The organism is Pseudomonas sp. TWI923, from assembly GCF_039673365.1.
In the GTDB taxonomy this organism is placed as follows: Bacteria; Pseudomonadota; Gammaproteobacteria; order Pseudomonadales; family Pseudomonadaceae; genus Aquipseudomonas; species Aquipseudomonas sichuanensis.
Map to the genome: position 1 here is coordinate 17838 of NZ_JBDJLM010000056.1, position 16502 is coordinate 34339.

Genomic DNA, 16502 nt, shown 5'->3' on the forward strand with positions numbered 1-16502 from the left:
GAGGCTTGGAGGCGTCTACGAAACCAGGGGCGATTCAGTCCAGCACCCGCTCTTCCAGCTCCGCCGGGGCGCCGATGTAGATGTGCAGGTGGGCATCGTGCCCGCGCGAGACGAAGCGTTGGGTGGTGCGCGAAGTGATGCAGCGCCTGCGCGAGCACCAGGTCGACATGCTGACCCTGGGGCAGTACCTGCAACCGTCGCGCAGCCACCTGCCGGTGCAGCGTTTCGTGCACCCGGACACCTTCGCCTGGTTTGCCGAGCAGGCCGTGGCGATGGGCTTCAGGAACGTGGCGTCGGGGCCGCTGGTGCGCTCGTCCTACCATGCCGAGCAACAGGCGGCGCAGGCGGTGGGGTAGATCACGCCCAGCATGGGCCGGCCGACACTGTCGGCCGGCCTGCGCGCTCAGCCCCGCAACATGTGCACTGCCAGGCCCGCCAAGGCACAGGCGAGCAGCACTTGAATCACCCCACGGCGCCAGCGGAACAATGCCAGCGCCGCGCCTGCGGCAATCAGCGCCGAAGGCCAGTCGAATGCCCCAGCGAAGCTGTTGGGCCACAGCACGTGGTAGCCGAAGAACAGCGCCAGGTTGAGGATCACGCCTACGACGGCAGCCGTGATCGCGGTCAACGGCGCCGTGAACCTCATTTCGTCGTGGGTGGATTCCACCAACGGGCCGCCGGCAAGAATGAACAGGAACGACGGCAGGAAGGTGAACCAGGTGACCAAACTTGCCGCGAGCGCCCCGGCAAGCAACGGATGCTCGGCACCGAACATCGGTTGCAGGTAGCCACCGACGAAGCCGACGAATGCCACCACCATGATCAGAGGCCCTGGCGTGGTTTCCCCCAGTGCCAGGCCGTCGATCATCTGCGTGGGCGACAGCCAGCCGTAATGGCCGACTGCCCCCTGGTACACGTAGGGCAACACCGCGTAGGCACCGCCGAAGGTCAACAGGGCGGCCTTGGTAAAGAACCAGCCCATTTGCGTCAGGGTGCCGTCCCAGCCGAATGCCAGGGTCAGCAGCCCCATGGGCAGCAGCCATAACGCGGCGCCGATCATCACCAGGCGCAGCAGGTGCCGCCAACGAAAGCGCGCATGTTCGGGTGGGGGCGTATCGTCATCGATCAGCGCCGGCCCGTAGTGCTGGCGGGCGGCGCCATGGCCGCCACCGATGACGAAGGTGCCGGGCGCCAGTCGCCCGCCGGCATAGCCGACGATAGCGGCCACCAGCACGATCAGCGGGAACGGCACATTCAGGGCGAAAATGGCCACGAACGACGCGCCGGCGATGGCCCACAACCAGCCGTTCTTCAGCGCGCGCGAGCCGATGCGGTGGGCCGCATGCAACACGATCGCGGTCACCGCAGGCTTGATGCCGTAAAAGATGCCGGCCACCACCGGCACTTCGCCAAAGGCCAGGTAAACCCACGACAAGCCGATCAGGATGAACAGCGACGGCAGCACGAACAGGGCGCCGGCAATCACGCCGCCCCAGGCGCGGTGCATCAGCCAGCCGATGTAGGTGGCCAACTGCTGGGCCTCGGGGCCGGGCAGCAACATGCAGTAGTTAAGTGCGTGCAGGAAGCGTTTTTCACTGATCCAGCGTCGGCGCTCCACCAGTTCCTGGTGCATGATCGCGATCTGCCCGGCGGGCCCGCCAAAGCTGATGAAGCCCAGTTTGAGCCAGAAGCGCAGGGCTTCGGCCAGGCTTATCGGTTGCCTGGCCGCCCGTGGTTGTTCGCTGACTGGGGTGCTGCCTTCACTCATTGTCGATGCCCTCGTGTGGCAAAACCGTCAGCAGGAGTCACCCACCTTCGGCTGCCGAGCGGCGCCGCAGTCGGTGGGGGTGCGCAGAACATTAATCGATATCCGCTCGAAGTCGAAAGCCCGGTTTCGCTGCCCGACCCACATCCCAGCAGCACCGGCCGCTGCGATTGGCCTGGGGGCGCGGATACCGTGCTTTTTTACGCTCTTTTTACGGCCGGCCAGATCGCTTGCAAGGATACTGGCCGCCTCTGCTGCCCGGTCCGCAGGGCCTCAGGCAGGTAGCTTGGGGCGGAGCGGGCGCCACGCGAGGTCGTCATGCACAGGGAGGGCAGGCGCTTTCCACCCGCCAGCCCAGAGACGTCATCCGTGAGCCAGAGCGTTACCGCTGCAACCCCAACCCATCCCGGCAAGACCACCGCAATCGGCACCCTCGTTGCCGCGGTCGGCGTGGTGTATGGCGACATCGGCACCAGCCCGCTGTACACCCTCAAGGAAGTCTTCGCCGGCCACTACGGCGTCCAGGCCAATACCGTCGGCGTGCTCGGCGTATTGTCGCTGGTGTTCTGGTCGTTGGTCTGGGTGGTGTCGATCAAGTACGTGCTGTTCATTCTGCGCGCCAGCAACCAGGGCGAAGGCGGCATCATGGCCCTGACCGCACTGGCGCACCGGGCCGCGGCGCCCTATGCGCGCCTGGGCAAGGTGCTGGTGCTGCTGGGGCTGTTCGGCGCCGCATTGTTCTATGGCGACAGCATGATCACCCCGGCGATATCGGTGCTCTCGGCGGTGGAAGGCTTGCAACTGGCCTTCGACGGCATCGAGCACTGGGTGGTGCCGTTGTCGGTGGTGGTGCTGGTGGCGCTGTTCGTCATCCAGAAGCACGGCACCGCGCGTATCGGCATCCTGTTCGGGCCGGTCATGATGCTGTGGTTCGTCGTGCTCGGCGCGCTTGGCGTGCATGGCATCGCCCAGCGCCCCGAGGTGCTGCAGGCGCTCAACCCGGCCTGGGCGGTGCAGTTCTTCGTGGCGCACCCGGGCATGGGCGTGGCCATCCTCGGCGCCGTGGTGCTGGCGTTGACCGGCGCCGAAGCGCTGTATGCCGACATGGGGCACTTCGGCCGCAAGCCCATCGCCAGGGCCTGGTTCCTGCTGGTGCTGCCGGGCCTGGTGCTGAACTACTTCGGCCAGGGCGCGTTGATCCTTGGCAACCCGGACGCGGTGCGCAACCCGTTCTATCTGCTCGCCCCCGAGTGGGCCCTGCTGCCCATGGTCGGGCTGGCCACGCTGGCCACCATCATCGCCTCCCAGGCGGTGATTTCCGGCGCCTTTTCCCTGACCCGGCAGGCCATTCAGCTCGGTTATGTGCCGCGCATGTTCATCCAGCACACCTCCAGCGAAGAGCAGGGGCAGATCTACATCGGCATGGTCAACTGGGCGTTGATGGTCGGCGTGGTACTGCTGGTGGTGGGCTTCGAGTCGTCCAGTGCACTGGCTGCCGCCTATGGCGTTGCGGTGACCGGCACCATGCTGATCACCACCTTGCTGGCCTCGGCGGTGGTGCTGTTGCTGTGGAAAACGCCACGCTGGTTGGCGATCCCGCTGTTGCTGGGCTTCCTGCTGGTAGACAGCCTGTACTTTGCCGCCAACGCCCCGAAGATCTTGCAGGGCGGTGCGTTCCCGGTGATCGCCGGGGTCGCCCTGTTCGTGCTGATGACCACCTGGAAGCGCGGGCGCCGGCTGATCGTCGAGCGGCTCGACGAAGGCGCGCTGCCGCTCGACCTGTTCATCGCCAGCCTGAAGTACCAGCCACCCCACCGGGTCACGGGCACGGCGGTGTTCCTCAGCGCCAGGCCCGAAGCGGTGCCGCACGCGCTGTTGCACAACCTGCTGCACAACCAGGTCTTGCACGAGCAGGTGGTGCTGCTGACGGTGGTGTTCGAGGACCAACCGCGGGTCAGCGTGGGCAAGCGTTTCGAGGTCGAAGCCTTCGGTGAGGGCTTCTTCCGCGTAAGCCTGCATTTCGGTTTCATGGAAGAGCCCAACGTGCCGCTGGCCCTGAGCCGCTGCCAGCGCGACGACCTGGAATTCGCCGCCATGCGCACCACCTATTTCCTCAGCCGGGAAACCGTCATCGCCAGCAAGCGCATGGGCATGGCCAGGTGGCGTGAACACCTGTTCGCGTTCCTGCTCAAGAATGCCAACAGCAACCTCAAGTACTTCCAGTTGCCTCTGAACCGGGTGATCGAGCTCGGGACCCAGGTCGAGATGTAAGCAGGTCGGGCCCTGTTCAGTGCCCGACCAACTCCCCCAGCAACCGTTGCTTGAAGCCCTGCAGCAGCGCACTGTCGCGCTGCCGTGGGTGCGGCAGGTCGATGCGCAGGTCCTCGCGGATGCGGCCCGGGTGGGCATCCAGCACGATCACCCGGTCGCCCAGGTACAGCGCCTCCTCGATGTCGTGGGTGACCATGATCACCGTGCAGCGCTCTTGCACCCAGATCCGTTGCAGCTCTTGTTGCAGCCGCACCCGGGTCAGGGCGTCGAGGGCGCCGAGGGGCTCGTCGAGCAGCAGCACCTTGGGCTTGTTCACCAGTGCCCGGGCAATCGCGGCACGTTGGGCCATGCCACCGGAGAGCTGGTGCGGGTAGGCGCTCTCAAAGCCGGTGAGGCCCACCAGGTCGATGTGCTCGGCCACCAGGCGGTTTTTTTCGGCGGCGGGCAGGGCGTGGTTCTTCAGGGCCAGGGCGATGTTCTGCTGCAAGGTCATCCATGGGAACAAGCGATGGTCCTGGAACACGATGCCGCGCTCCAGGCCCGGGCCGCGCACCGGCTGCTGGTCGAGCAGGATCTGCCCTTGATAGTCCTGGTCGAGGCCGACGACCAGCCGCAGCAGGGTGGACTTGCCGCAGCCACTGGCGCCGAGAATGCTGACGAACTCGCCGGGGCGGATGTCCAGGTCGATGCTTTCAAGCACCGGCACCTGTTTACCCTTGAGCGGGTAGCACTTGCTCAGGCCGCGGATGGACAGCGCGCCGGTGGCGGTGCTGGGGTCAAGCTTGGGAGCGATGGCGTTCATGGTCGGGCCTTTCAAGGGGTCGGATGGCCGCGCAGCAGGCGGCGGGCGAGGAGGGTGCAGAGCCAGGACATCACATAGCCGCACAGGCCGATGCACAGCACGCAGACCAGGATGATCTCCATGCGCGCGCCGGCCTCGGCGTTCATCATCAGGCTGCCCAGGCCGGCACCGGAGGCCAGGAACAGTTCGCTGCCCACCGCCGTCACCCAGGCGAAGGCCAGGGCCTGCAGCACGCCGGCGACAATGCCCGGCAAGGCGGCCGGCAGCAGGATCAGGCCCAGCTGCTGGCTGCGGCTGAGCATCAGCACCCGGGCCGCCTCGCGGTGCTGGCCCTCGACCTGGCGCAGGCTTTCGAAGGTGTTGAGCACCATCGGGTACAACGCCGCGAGGCTGACGATCAGCAGCTTGGCGCTTTCGCCGTTGCCCAGCCACAGGGCGATCAACGGGATCCAGCCAAGCATCGGCACCTGGCGCAGGGCGTGGAACAAGGGTGCGATCAGGCGGTTGGCCAGGCCCGACAGCGCCATCAGGGCACCCAATGCGGTGCCGGCGACGATGCCCACGGCCAGGCCGATGCAGGTGCGCAGCAGGCTCGCCCACAGGTTGACCAGCAGTTCGCCATTGCCCAGCAGTTCGGCCAGGGCCGCGCCCACCTGGGCCAAGGGTACGAAAGCGTAGGCGCCGGCAGTGCTCTGGCGCGAGGCATATTCCCAGGCGGCCAGCAGCAGTAACGGCAGCAGCAGGCCACGCAGTGCGTTCAGTTTCATCAGCAGCTCCTTAGCGGCTTTGCCAGCCGGACAAGCGTCGTTCGACCCGGCGCAGGCCGACATCCAGGGTGAAACCGATCACCCCGGTGACCACCACCCCGACCATCACCACATCGATGCGCAGCATCTGCCGGCCCATCTCGATCATCTGCCCCAGGCCGCTGTCGGCGGCCAGCAGCTCGCAGGCCACCAGCACCACCCAGGCGCGGGTCAGGGCAATGCGCAGGCCGGTGACGATGCCCGGCGTGGCGGCGGGCAGGGCCACGCTCAGCAGCAGGCTGTACCAGGGCAGGCGATACACCCGGGCCACTTCCAGGTAGCGCTGGGGGATGTGGCGCACCGCCTCGGCGGTGGCCAGGGCCACCGGGAAGAACACGGTCAGGGCGACAATGGCGACCTTGAACAGCTCTTCGATGCCGAACAGCAGCACGAACATCGGGATCAGCGCCAGGCTGGGGAGCTGGCGCAGGGTATGGAACAGCGGCGCGCAATAGGCCTCGACCCGCGCTGACAATGCCAGCGCCAGGCCGAAGCCCAGGCCCGCCGCGCTGCCAAAGGCGAAGCCCTGGGCCAGCCGCAGCAGGCTGAACGCCAGGTGTTCGGGCAACTCACCACTGGCGCACAGCTCAACAAAGGTCTGCCAGACCGCTGCCGGCGCGATCAGCAGGTTGGCCGGGAACAGCCCGGCGCTGGCCGCCCAGTGCCAGGCCAGCAACAGCAACAGCGGTGAAGCCAGGCCGCTCAGGCGGTAGCCGATACGCTTCATGCCACCACCTCCTGTACCTGCTGGCGGGGCTGCCGGCAGCACCAGGCCACCAGCAACAACAGCGGGATCCAGCACAGGAACAGGTTGGCCAGGCCGGTGAAGTGGCTGATCGCGCCACCCAGCAGGGCGCCGCCGAAGCTGCCGGCCATCGATGCCAGGTTGAAAAGGCCGGAGAGCTTGCTGCTGTCCTCGCGGCGCTGGCTCAGGCGAGCCATGTTGACCAGGTGCACCGTCGCCGTGGCCAGGCTCACCAGCACCGCCGCCAGCACCAGCCAGCCGTAGCCATGGCCCAGGCCGCACACCAGCAGGGCGGTGATCGCCAGCGCCAGGCCCAGGGCATAGGCGCGGCCCGGGCTGGTCGAGCGCAACACCCGGCCGAGGCCGAACAGGGCAAGCACCGCGAACAGCGCTTCGATCATCACCAGGCTCACCGCCTGGCCCTGAGGCACGCCGCCTTCCAGGGCCAGGAGGATGATGAAGGTGGTGAACAGGCTGGTGGTGGCGCTGTTGCTCAGCTCCACGGTGCAGCTCTGGCGGATGCTGCGCTCGCCCAGCAGCTGGCGGACCTGGGCCAGCATGCCGCTGGCCGGGGCCGTGCCGTTTGGGCTGGCGTCGCCGGCGCCCTCCCAGAAACGCAGGCTGTACAGCGCCATGCCGGCGAAGCTGGCGGCAATCAACATGAAGGCCAGGGAGAACGCGCCGCGCTCGCTGAAGGCGTTGCCCAGCAGCGGGCCGAGCAGGCCCAGGCCCAGGGTCAGGGCGCCGCGGTACCAGCCGGCCTTGTCGGCGCCCAGGTGCTTGAGCTGGCGCAGGAAGCTGCCGTTCATGGCGACGATGCGAAACGGGATGAACAGGCCGATCAGCAGCTGCCCCAGGGCCAGCCACCACCAGGCGGCATACAGCGGGATCGCCAGGTTGACCAGCATCGGCCCGAGGCTGGACAGGGCATACACCCGGCGCGCGCCGAAACGGGCGATGACGAAGCCGGCAGGCAGGGTCAGGAATAGCATGCCCAGGGCCTCCATCGCCGCGATGACGCCGATCTGCCAGGCGTCGGCGCCCAGCGCCAGGGCGTACAGGGTGATGACGATCTTGGCCATGCCCACGGTGGCGCCGCTGACCAGCGCCAGCAGCAGGAAGCGCGGCAGAAAACCGCTTGCAGGGTGACTCATGGCAGCCAGCGCCCCAGGTCTGGCGTGCCCCAGGGCAGGCGCTGTTGCAGGTGCGCGGCAACCCGCAGCAGGCGGTCCTCGGCGTACCACGGGCCAACCAGCTGCACCCCCAGCGGCCAGCCCTCGCGGCTGAGCCCGGCGGGCAGGCTCAGGGCCGGGTGGCCGCTGAGGTTGAACGGGTGCAGGTAGTGAATCCAGTCGAAGTCGCCGTCCGTGCCGTCGGCGGCCAGTGGCGGCGCCGACAGGGCCGGCGTGAGCAGCACGTCGACCTCTGCGAACAGCCCCTGGATACGCCGCAGCAGGCGGGTCCGGGCGAACTGCGCGTGCTGCAGTTCATCAGCGCTCAGTTGCGGCAAGCGGGCGTCCAGCCAGCCGCGAAAGCCTGGGTCGAGCTGATCGGCCTGGGCCGGGTAGCGCTCGCCGAGGAAGCGGCGCTTGAGGGCCAGCACCGTGGGCTCGAAGGCAGCGCCGCTGTCGCTCAGGTCCAGGCGATGCTGTTCTACCGTGGCGCCGGCCTCGCGCAGGGCGTTGGCCACGCGCTCGCCGGCCTGCAGCACCTGGGCATCGGCCGGGCCTTTGCCGACCTCTGGCAACCACGCAACTCGCAGGCCGCGCAGGTCGCCGTCGGCCCGGGCGGCGTCGCGCAGTGCCCGGCGGGGCGCACGCAGCGACCAGGGGTCCCTGGGGTCGGGGCCGATCAAGACCTCCAGTGCCAGTGCGGCATCCGCCACGCTGCGGGTCAGGGTGCCCTGATGGCCAAGGGCGTTGAACAGGTCGAGGGCATGCACCTGGGGAATCGCCCCGAGGGTCGGCTTGATGCCGAGCACGCCGCAGCAGCTGGCGGGGATGCGCACGGAGCCGGCGATGTCGGTACCCACGGCAATCGCCCCGGCGCCCACCGCCACCGCTGCCGCCGCGCCACCGCTGGAGCCGCCGCTGGTGCGGCTGGGGTCCCAGGGGTTGCGGGTGATGCCGAACAGGCGGCTGTCGGTGCTGGCCTTGGCGCCGAACTCCGGCATGGTGGTGGTGCCCAGCAGGATGCCCCCGGCGTTGCGCAGGCGCTGCACGCTGGGGTCGTCGGCGCTGGCGACGTGGTCGCGGTAGAGTGCCGAACCGAAGGTTTGTGGCGCGCCGGCCACCGGGATCTGCTCCTTGATTGTGAACGGTACGCCCAGCAGCGCCGGCAGCTCACCCCCGGCGCGGTAGCGGCGCTCGGCATCCACGGCCGAGGCCCGGGCGCGCTCGCGGTCCTGCCAGGTGAACAGGCGCAGGTGCGGGTCGATGGCGTCGATGCGGGCGAAACTCTGGTCGATCAGCTCGACCGGTGACAGCGCACCACTGCGCAGAAGGCTGACCTGTTCGGCGACGGGCAGCAGGGTCGGGTCAGGCATCGAAAGGCTCCAGGTCGGGGTGGCGGTCGGTGAGCGCGAGCAGGGCTTCCAGTTCGGCCGCCACTTTCAGCAGCGGGCCGTCGGCGTACCAGGGCGCGACCAGTTGCAGGCCCACCGGCAGGCCATCGGCGCTGAAACCGGCGGGCAGGCTCAAGGCCGGGTGGCCGCTGAGGTTGAAGGGGTACAGGTAGTCGATGTAATGGCGCGCCTGTTGCGCGCCTTCGCTGTTGCCGGCCAGGCCCGCTTCGGCGGCGATGGGCGGCCGGGTCAGGGTAGGGCTGGCGAGGAAGTCGAAGTCTGCGAACAGCGCCTGGACCCGGCCGAACACCCGGTTGCGCGCTTCGCCGGCATCGCCCAGGGCTTGCCAGTCGATGTCGGCGCTGCGCTCCAGGCGCTGGCGGTACACCGGGTCGAACAGCGCGGCGTCTGCGGCCAGGCGCGGGGCATAGCGGGCGTGGTGCTGGCTGGAAACCAGAATGCCGAAGCGCTCGGCATCGCCGTGCAGGTCGAAGTCGATGCGGGTGACCTGGGCGCCGAGGGCACGCAACCGCTCCAGGGCCTGCAGGCCAATGGCTATGACCTGCGGATCGACGTCCGGGATGGGCAGGTCGAGCCAGGCGATGCGCACCCCGTCCAGGCGCCCGTCGGGTTGCGCCTGGCGGGCATAGTCCTGGCTCACAAGGCCCAGCGACCATGGATCGCGCGGGTCGGCGCCGGCCAGCAGCTCGAGGGCCAGGGCGTTGTCGGCGACCGTGCGGGTCAGCGGCCCGATGTGGGCCAGCTGGGCGAAACCGTCGACGGCTTCCACCACCGGGATCACCCCGAGGGTGGGTTTAAGCCCGACCAGGTGGCAGCAGGACGCCGGGATGCGCACCGAGCCCGCCACGTCGGTGCCCAGCGCCAGCGGGCCGATGCCGGCCGCCACCGCGCCGGCCGAACCGCCGCTGGAGCCGCCCGGGGTGCGCGCGGGGTCCCAGGGGTTGCGGCTGATGCCATGCAGGGGGCTGTCGGTGGTGGCCTTGGTGCCGAACTCCGGCATGGTGGTGATACCCACCACGATCGCCCCCGCAGCGCGCAGGCGCTGGACCGCGACGTTGTCTTCGCGGGCGTGGTGGTCTTGATACAGCCGCGAGCCGAAGGTCTGCGGCGCACCCGCCACACCGAGGTTGTCCTTGATCGACACCGGCACCCCGTGCAGCGGGCCGACGGCGCGGCCCTCGCGGTAGTCGGCGGCGGCCTGGCGGGCCTGGGCCAGGGCGTGCTCGCGGTCGAGCCAGGTGAACAGGCGCAGCGTCGGGTCGAGCCGGTCGATGCGGGCGAACACCTGCTCGATCACCGCCAGCGGCGACAGTTCAAGCTGGCGATAGGCCCGGGTCAGCCCGGCGATATCCAGGTACAGGGCGCTCATCAGCGGTCTCCCGAGTCGGTGGTGGCGTGGCTGCCACGGGCCCAGAAAATCACCCGCCGCTCAAGCCAGCGCACCAGTTGCGAACCGGCCACCCCGAGCAGGGCGAGCAGTAGCACGGCGGCGAACATCAGCGGCATGTTCATGTTTACCGAGGCGGCCTGGACCAGAAAGCCAAGGCCGCCCTGGGCGGCGAGGAACTCGGCCACCACCGCGCCGATCAGCGCCAGCGACACGGCGATCTGCAGGCCGGCGAAGATGTCGCCGGCGGCGGCTGGCAGCTTGACGTGGAAGAACAGGTAGGCGTGTGACGCACTGAACGCCCGGCAGGCGTCGAGCAGGTCCGGGTCGGCGCGGCGGATGCCGGAGAAGGTGTTGACGAACAGCGGGAAGAAGCAGGTGAGGGCGACGATGATCAGTTTCGAGGTGTGCTCGAAGCCGAACCACACCAGGATCAGCGGCGCCAGCGCCACCTTGGGCGCCGATTGCAGGGCCAGCAGCAAGGGGTAGCAGAAGCGTTCGAACAGCGTCGATTCCGAAAGCAGGGCGCCCAGCAGCAAGGCCAGCGCCGAGCCGCACAGAAAACCGCCGAGCACCTCGCCGAGGGTGATCCACACATGCTTGAGCAGGTCGCCCTGGTGCACGCCCTGCCACAGGGCCAGCAGCACGTCGCGGGGCGAGGCGAGGATGTAGTCGGGCACGCCGAACAGGCTGATCGCCAACTGCCAGGCGAGTAACAGCAGCAGCGTCGAAATCAAGGGGTAGGCGAAGGCGGGAAGGCGGCTCATGGGCTGAAGTACCTGCGCAGGTGTTGGCTGAGTTCGATGAAACGCGGCGCGGCCAGGGTGTCGAGGGTGCGCGGGCGCGGCAGGTCGATGGCGAGGTTTTCGACGATGCGCCCGGGGCGCGCCGACATCACCAGCACCCGGTCGGAGAGGAACACCGCTTCGGCGATGCTGTGGGTGATGAACAGCACCGACTTGGCCTGGGCCTGCCAGATGCGTTGCAGCTCCAGCATCAGGTGTTCGCGGGTCATGGCGTCGAGGGCGGCGAAGGGTTCGTCCATCAGCAGCAGCTGCGGGTCGTGCAGCAGCATGCGGGCGATGCCGACCCGCTGCTGCATGCCGCCGGACAGCTCGAACGGGTAGTTGTCGGCGAACGCCGCCAGCCCGACCAGCTCTAGCACCTGCTCGGCCCGCGCGGCGGCCTGGGCCTTCGGCAGGCCGAGGGTCTGGGCCGGCAGCAGCACGTTGGCGCGCACGCTTTTCCACGGCAGCAGGTTGGGTTTCTGGAACACCACGCCGGTTTCGCGGCGCGGCGCGCTGATGGGTGTGCCGTCGAGCAGCAGCTCGCCCTGGCTGGCCGGCAGCAGGCCGGCAGCCAGCTTGAGCAGGGTCGATTTACCGCAGCCCGAGGGGCCGAGGATGGAGACGAATTCGCCGCGGCCGATGCGCAGGTCCACCCCGGCCAGGGCGTCGATCGGGCCGCGCCGGCTGGCGTAGCGCACGCCGACGTCGCGGGCGCTGAGCACGCTGTCGGCCAGGTGGGGGAAGATGGCCTGGTTCATTGGGCCGCCTTGGCGCGGGCGTCGAGGGCTGCGCGGTCATAGTCGGTGAAGGACGCGGCCAGATGGTTGGAGAACAGCGCCGGCAGGTCCAGCGCGATGCCCTTGAAGTAGCCCTGGCCCTGCATGGCCGTCAGGTAACCGGTGATGCGCGCGTGGTCGAAGCGGCCCTGGCTGGCGGCGGGATCGGCTTCGATCAACTGCAGGCGCCGGCTCAGCAGGGTGACCGCGTCGGCCTCGTTGTTGATCAGCGCGCCCTGGCTCGGCCGGGTTTGCGGGTACTGCTGCCACACCGCGCGCACGCAGAACGCCGGGTTGGCCACGCAGGCCCGTTGCCCTTGGTTGTATGCGCGGCCAAAGCGGGCCAGCAGCTCGGGCTGCTCGCGCAGGGTGTCGGCATGGGTAATGAACACCCCGGCGCCCAGGCCACGGAAGGCGTCCGGGTAGTGCAGGCGGCGCAGCTTGAAGCCGGTCAGCTCGAACATGTCGTTCCAGCTGTCGTTGAAATTAAGCGCGTCGATGCGCTGGCTGCGCAGGGCGTGGAAGCCCGCGCCGAGCACGCCGACGGCGGAGAAGGTGAAGTCCCGTTCACCGATGCCCACCGACTTGAGCACTGCGCGGGTGGTGTCCACCTGCGGCCAGTTCAGCGCCCCGGTGCCGACCCGCTTGCCCTTGAGGTCTTCCAGGCGCTGGATGTTCGAGTCAGCGGCGACGGCGAACTCGAAGGTCTGCGGCAGCAGGTTGTAGAAGAAGGCGATGGGCAGCGTCTTGCCGGGGTTCTGCTGGTAATAGTTGAGGATCGGCTCGGGCAGACCCACCGCCAGGGTCACCCGTTTGCTGGTCAGGGCGGGCAGGGTGTCGGTGATCTCGAAGACTTCGACGTCGAGGTTGGCGTCCTTGAACAGGCCCAGGGCCTGGGCGGCGGCGAAGGGCGCCAGGCTGACCACGTTCGGCGCCGGGCCGAGGCCGACCTTGACAGTGTCGGCTGCCTGGCTGGAAAGGCTGGCCAACGCCAGGGCGAGGGCACTGAGGGTGGTGCGCACGGTAGTCGGGGTCATGGCGGGCTTTCCGGGAATGTCTTGAGGCTGAGATAGCAGGTTGCATGCCAGGCCCTGTGGGCGCGGGCAAAGCCGCGCCGTTGCTGGGCTGTGGCGTTGGGCAGGGGTGGCGTTGGTGCGGGGTTGCTGCTGGGGCAGCAGGTGCCGGGCGCCGGGGTGTTGCTCCAGCAGCAGCGGTTCAAACCACGCGGTCCCCGTGTAGGAGCGGCCTTGTGTCGCGAAAGGGCCGCGAAGCGGCCCCAGGATCTGCGTATGCCACACAATTGCCGGGGCTGCTGTGCAGCCCTTTCGCGACACAAGGCCGCTCCTACACACACACGGTGATCGCATCAGCGCTGGCGATGGCTCAGAACTTGGCGGTAACGCTCACACCGGCAGTACGCGGATCGCCGTAGGCCGCCCAGTACGGCGAGCTGCCGCGGTTCAGCGACAGCCCGTGGACCTGGTACTGCTTGTCGGTGACGTTGTTGACGTAGCCGGTGACGCTGTACTTGTCGTCGGCAGTGGCATAGGTCAGGTGCACGTTGGCCAGGGCGTAGCCGTCCTGGTCCAGCCAGTTCCAGTCCGAACGCTGGTAGGCCGAGGTGAAGTACTCCTTGCTCTGGTAGCGCACATCGCCCCCGATATTGATCTTGCCCGGGATGTCCAGCGGCAGGCGGTAGTCCAGGCCCAGGGCGTAGACGTGCTTGGGCGAGCGCACGAAGCTGTTGCCTTTCCACAGGTCGCCGGTGAACTCGGTGTCCAGGTAGGAGGCGCTGAACTGCACCAGCAAGTCGTCGATCGGGCGTGCCTGGATTTCCAGCTCGGCGCCCCTGGCCTTGCCCTGGGCGTCGTTGGCCAGCAGCGAGACGATGCTGCCGCTGGCAGTGGTGGTGGTCGCGCTCACCTGCATGTCGTCGTAGTCGTAGTAGAAGATGTTGGCGTTGGCGTTCAGGCGCCCGTTGAACCATTCCGACTTCAGACCCAGCTCATAGGAGTGCAGGGTTTCCGGGTTGACCGTGCTCAGTTGCTCCAGGCTGCTCGACAAACCGGTGTTGAACGCTCCGGAGCGGAAGCCCTTGGCGTAGCGGGCATACACCCGCAGGTTGTCGGTGAGGCGGTATTCCGGGGTCAGGTCATAGGTGACCGCGCGCCAGGTCTTGTTGCGCCGGGCGTTGCCGTTGGCCCCTGCGTCGGCGATGGCTTGCGGGTCTTGCAGGTTGCCGAAGTCCCACCAGTCGCCGCCGTCGCCGCCGGTGAAACCGCTGCCGGTGTACTGCAGCAGGTCCAGGTCGATGTCCTTTTTCTCCTGGGTCCAGCGCAGACCGCCGGTCAGGGTGAAGGCATCGGTGAAGTCGTAGGCGAGGTTGCCGAACAGCGCGTAGCTGGTGCTGTTGTGGTCGAAGTCGATGCCGGTGTAGGCGGCATCGCTGTCCAGCACCGAGGTGGCCTGTTTGCTGATCAAGGCTTCGTGGAAGGCGTGGGCGCCGACGATCCAGCGCAGGGTTTCGCTGGTCGGCGAGGCCAGGCGCAGCTCCTGGGAGTACTGGCGCCAGCGGTTGTTGGTGTAGGCGTGGCCGCCTTCGACCGGGGTCAGGTCATCGTCGTTGGTGGCGCGCTGGCGGGTCTGGTCGTAGGCGGTGATCGAGGTCAGGCGGTAGTCGCCCAGGTCGTAGTTGAGGGTCAGCGAGGTGCCGTCGTGCTGGACCTTGGATTTGTTCTCGACGTTGCTTTCGATGTAGCGGCGGTGCGGGTCCTGCCGGGTGTAGCCGTTCAGCCAAGGGAAACGGCCCACCGGCAACAGGCCGTTGGCGTTGCCGCGCGACTCGCTGTTGTGGATGTTCCACAGCGCCTCCAGGTCGGGGTTGAGCTTGGCCAGGAACTGCAGGCGGAAAGCCTTGCGGTCGATGGCGTCGTTGTCGCCGCCGATATTGGTGTTGCTGACGAAACCGTCGCGCTCCTTGGAGTAGATCGACACCCGTGCGGCCAGGCGGTCTTCGACCAGGGCGCCGCCGATGGCGCCGTTGACGATCTGCTCGTTCTTGCTGCCGTAGGCGAGGGTGCCGTAGCCGTCGGTGTCGAAGGTGGGCCGCTTGCTGATCACGTTGACCGCGCCGCCGGTGGTGTTCTTGCCGTACAGGGTGCCTTGCGGGCCGCGCAGCACTTCGATGCGGTCGATGTCGAACAGCGGGTCGCCACCGGCCAGCGGTGCGTTGAGGTAGACGTCGTCGGCGTAGATGCCCACCGGGAACACCGTCGCGGCACCGACGTCGCCGGTGCCGACGCCGCGGATGTACCAGCGTGGGCGGTCATCGCCGTCGGGGTTCTTGGCCTGGGCGTTGGGCACGAAGGTCAGGGTTTTGCCGACGTAGTCGGTGGCGGTCTGGCCGAGGTTCTCGCCGCTGACCGCGGTGACGGCGTTGGCGATGTCTTGCACGCTTTCTTCGCGGCGCTGGGCGGTGACTGTGACGGTCTTCAGGGCCGGGCTGGCTGCGGTGGTTGCCGGGGTGTCCTCGGGGGTGGGTTCGGCGGCGAACAGTTGTGGGCTGGCCAGGGCGCCGGTCAGCAGGCTGGCGTGCCACAGGGCGCGGGTGATGGGGTTGATGGGGGTGCGGATGGGCATGGTGGCTCCGTTGTCACTGGCAGAATATTTATGAGGGCGCCACGCGGCGTACTAGGCCATAGCAGACCTTGTGCCAGCTTTTTGCGTTTTCTAGCTTGTTGATTTTTAACGGTTATTTGTTTTTGAGGGTGGGGTGTGTTGAGCGGCGGGCAGTTGATTGCTCATGGGGTGCTGATCTGGCAGCAGTGACGGGGGTGGGATCTTGGGGGGGCAGGTTTACGCGGGGCGTTGGTCTGTTAGTTGCTCGGCGTTCGGCGTTCGGCGTTCGGCGTTCGGTGTTGGGTGTTGGTTTTGGACGTTGTATGCGCATTCATTTGTGATGTCGACGCGTAGTCACCTTTCCGCCCTTACGGCGGGTTACTTTTTTTCTTGGAAAAAAGTAACCAAAAACCGCTCGCTCCATTCATACGGCCCTCCGCTGCGCTTCGGGTCCCTTCGCTCCGGCGTCTTCCGGGCCCGCGCGGCCTCCGACTTGCTGCGCAAGTCTACATCTCGCGCCTTCGGCTACGCCGAAGGGTGCTGCGCACCAGGGCCCTCCAGACGCCTACGCTCAGCCTCCTGAAGTCGCGAAGTTAGGGGCGGCGCCTGGGCTGGCGTTAGCTGTCGCTAGTTGGATTGGTTGGGAACTTAGGATCGCAATCGCTGGCAAGCCAGCTCCCACAAGTTAGTGCGAACTTTCAGCCTTGCGCTGTACCTGTGGGAGCCGGCTTGCCGGCGATAGGGCCCGAACAAACAACACATAAACAACAGCCAAACCTAGATAGCCGCATTACTGCTCTTGATCTGCTCTTGATCTGCTTTTGCTCTTGCTTCTAAGCGCGCAATAGCCCAGGCAACACAAATTGCGACTTCAGGAGGCCGAGTGGAGGTGACTGGAGGGCCCTGGTGCGCAGCACCCTTCGGCGTAGCCGAAGGCGCGAGATGTAGACTTGCGCAGCA

The 16502-nt window shown here is 67.6% G+C and carries 12 protein-coding genes and 2 pseudogenes; 2 read left to right on the forward strand and 12 right to left on the reverse strand.

The annotated features are described in order from the left end of the window. Positions 1-37: 37 nt before the first annotated feature. A pseudogene (locus ABE459_RS19055) lies at positions 38-130 on the reverse strand (LysR family transcriptional regulator); the annotation flags it as partial. On the opposite strand from ABE459_RS19055, the pseudogene ABE459_RS19060 reads away from it, so the two are divergent. Next, positions 123-356 (forward strand): annotated as a pseudogene (locus ABE459_RS19060) (lipoyl synthase); the annotation flags it as partial. The pseudogenes ABE459_RS19055 and ABE459_RS19060 sit on opposite strands and share 8 nt — an antisense overlap. A gap of 47 nt (positions 357-403) precedes the next feature. Here ABE459_RS19060 and chrA read toward each other — a convergent pair. Further along, positions 404-1768 (reverse strand): chromate efflux transporter, encoded by a 1365-nt coding sequence (gene chrA / locus ABE459_RS19065; protein ID WP_323829039.1) that lies wholly within the window; start codon positions 1766-1768, stop codon positions 404-406. Between the two features lie 366 nt (positions 1769-2134). On the opposite strand from chrA, the gene ABE459_RS19070 reads away from it, so the two are divergent. Then, a complete protein-coding gene (locus ABE459_RS19070) occupies positions 2135-4036 on the forward strand; it encodes a potassium transporter Kup (RefSeq protein ID WP_323829041.1) in 1902 nt (633 codons plus the stop codon). A gap of 16 nt (positions 4037-4052) precedes the next feature. On the opposite strand, the gene ABE459_RS19075 is transcribed toward ABE459_RS19070, so the two are convergent. The 10 genes from ABE459_RS19075 to ABE459_RS19120 all read right to left on the reverse strand — a co-directional run bounded on the left by ABE459_RS19075 (position 4053) and on the right by ABE459_RS19120 (position 15563). Continuing rightward, positions 4053-4838: an ABC transporter ATP-binding protein gene (locus ABE459_RS19075; protein ID WP_323829043.1), complete on the reverse strand. Its 786-nt coding sequence runs from the start codon at positions 4836-4838 to the stop codon at positions 4053-4055. 11 nt (positions 4839-4849) lie between these two features. After that, entirely contained in the window at positions 4850-5605 is a 756-nt protein-coding gene (locus ABE459_RS19080; RefSeq protein ID WP_258706388.1) for an ABC transporter permease, read from the reverse strand. 10 nt (positions 5606-5615) lie between these two features. Beyond that, positions 5616-6371: an ABC transporter permease gene (locus ABE459_RS19085; protein ID WP_323829046.1), complete on the reverse strand. Its 756-nt coding sequence runs from the start codon at positions 6369-6371 to the stop codon at positions 5616-5618. Then, complete coding sequence (locus tag ABE459_RS19090; RefSeq protein WP_323829048.1) at positions 6368-7543, reverse strand: MFS transporter; 1176 nt, start codon at positions 7541-7543, stop codon at positions 6368-6370. Before ABE459_RS19090 ends, ABE459_RS19085 begins: the two co-directional genes overlap by 4 nt. Further along, entirely contained in the window at positions 7540-8934 is a 1395-nt protein-coding gene (locus ABE459_RS19095; RefSeq protein ID WP_323829050.1) for an amidase family protein, read from the reverse strand. The genes ABE459_RS19090 and ABE459_RS19095 overlap by 4 nt, the downstream gene beginning before the upstream one ends. Next, complete coding sequence (locus tag ABE459_RS19100; RefSeq protein ID WP_323829052.1) at positions 8927-10342, reverse strand: amidase family protein; 1416 nt, start codon at positions 10340-10342, stop codon at positions 8927-8929. The genes ABE459_RS19095 and ABE459_RS19100 overlap by 8 nt, the downstream gene beginning before the upstream one ends. Further along, on the reverse strand, positions 10342-11127 hold the full coding sequence (locus tag ABE459_RS19105; RefSeq protein ID WP_323829054.1) for an ABC transporter permease: 786 nt from the start codon (positions 11125-11127) through the stop codon (positions 10342-10344). Before ABE459_RS19105 ends, ABE459_RS19100 begins: the two co-directional genes overlap by 1 nt. Further along, on the reverse strand, positions 11124-11906 hold the full coding sequence (locus tag ABE459_RS19110) for an ABC transporter ATP-binding protein (protein ID WP_125463770.1): 783 nt from the start codon (positions 11904-11906) through the stop codon (positions 11124-11126). Before ABE459_RS19110 ends, ABE459_RS19105 begins: the two co-directional genes overlap by 4 nt. After that, complete coding sequence (locus ABE459_RS19115; RefSeq protein WP_323829057.1) at positions 11903-12961, reverse strand: ABC transporter substrate-binding protein; 1059 nt, start codon at positions 12959-12961, stop codon at positions 11903-11905. Before ABE459_RS19115 ends, ABE459_RS19110 begins: the two co-directional genes overlap by 4 nt. A gap of 346 nt (positions 12962-13307) precedes the next feature. After that, positions 13308-15563, reverse strand: a complete 2256-nt coding sequence (locus tag ABE459_RS19120; protein WP_323829059.1) for a TonB-dependent receptor — start codon at positions 15561-15563, stop codon at positions 13308-13310. Positions 15564-16502 lie beyond the last annotated feature (939 nt).

What these genes read in the sequence shown, in the direction of transcription:
- chrA (WP_323829039.1), bottom strand. Translation starts at nt 1,768, where the DNA reads ATGAGTGAAGGCAGCACCCCAGTCAGCGAACAACCACGGGCGGCCAGG.
- ABE459_RS19075 (WP_323829043.1), bottom strand. Translation starts at nt 4,838, where the DNA reads ATGAACGCCATCGCTCCCAAGCTTGACCCCAGCACCGCCACCGGCGCG.
- ABE459_RS19080 (WP_258706388.1), bottom strand. Translation starts at nt 5,605, where the DNA reads ATGAAACTGAACGCACTGCGTGGCCTGCTGCTGCCGTTACTGCTGCTG.
- ABE459_RS19085 (WP_323829046.1), bottom strand. Translation starts at nt 6,371, where the DNA reads ATGAAGCGTATCGGCTACCGCCTGAGCGGCCTGGCTTCACCGCTGTTG.
- ABE459_RS19090 (WP_323829048.1), bottom strand. Translation starts at nt 7,543, where the DNA reads ATGAGTCACCCTGCAAGCGGTTTTCTGCCGCGCTTCCTGCTGCTGGCG.
- ABE459_RS19095 (WP_323829050.1), bottom strand. Translation starts at nt 8,934, where the DNA reads ATGCCTGACCCGACCCTGCTGCCCGTCGCCGAACAGGTCAGCCTTCTG.
- ABE459_RS19100 (WP_323829052.1), bottom strand. Translation starts at nt 10,342, where the DNA reads ATGAGCGCCCTGTACCTGGATATCGCCGGGCTGACCCGGGCCTATCGC.
- ABE459_RS19105 (WP_323829054.1), bottom strand. Translation starts at nt 11,127, where the DNA reads ATGAGCCGCCTTCCCGCCTTCGCCTACCCCTTGATTTCGACGCTGCTG.
- ABE459_RS19110 (WP_125463770.1), bottom strand. Translation starts at nt 11,906, where the DNA reads ATGAACCAGGCCATCTTCCCCCACCTGGCCGACAGCGTGCTCAGCGCC.
- ABE459_RS19115 (WP_323829057.1), bottom strand. Translation starts at nt 12,961, where the DNA reads ATGACCCCGACTACCGTGCGCACCACCCTCAGTGCCCTCGCCCTGGCG.
- ABE459_RS19120 (WP_323829059.1), bottom strand. Translation starts at nt 15,563, where the DNA reads ATGCCCATCCGCACCCCCATCAACCCCATCACCCGCGCCCTGTGGCAC.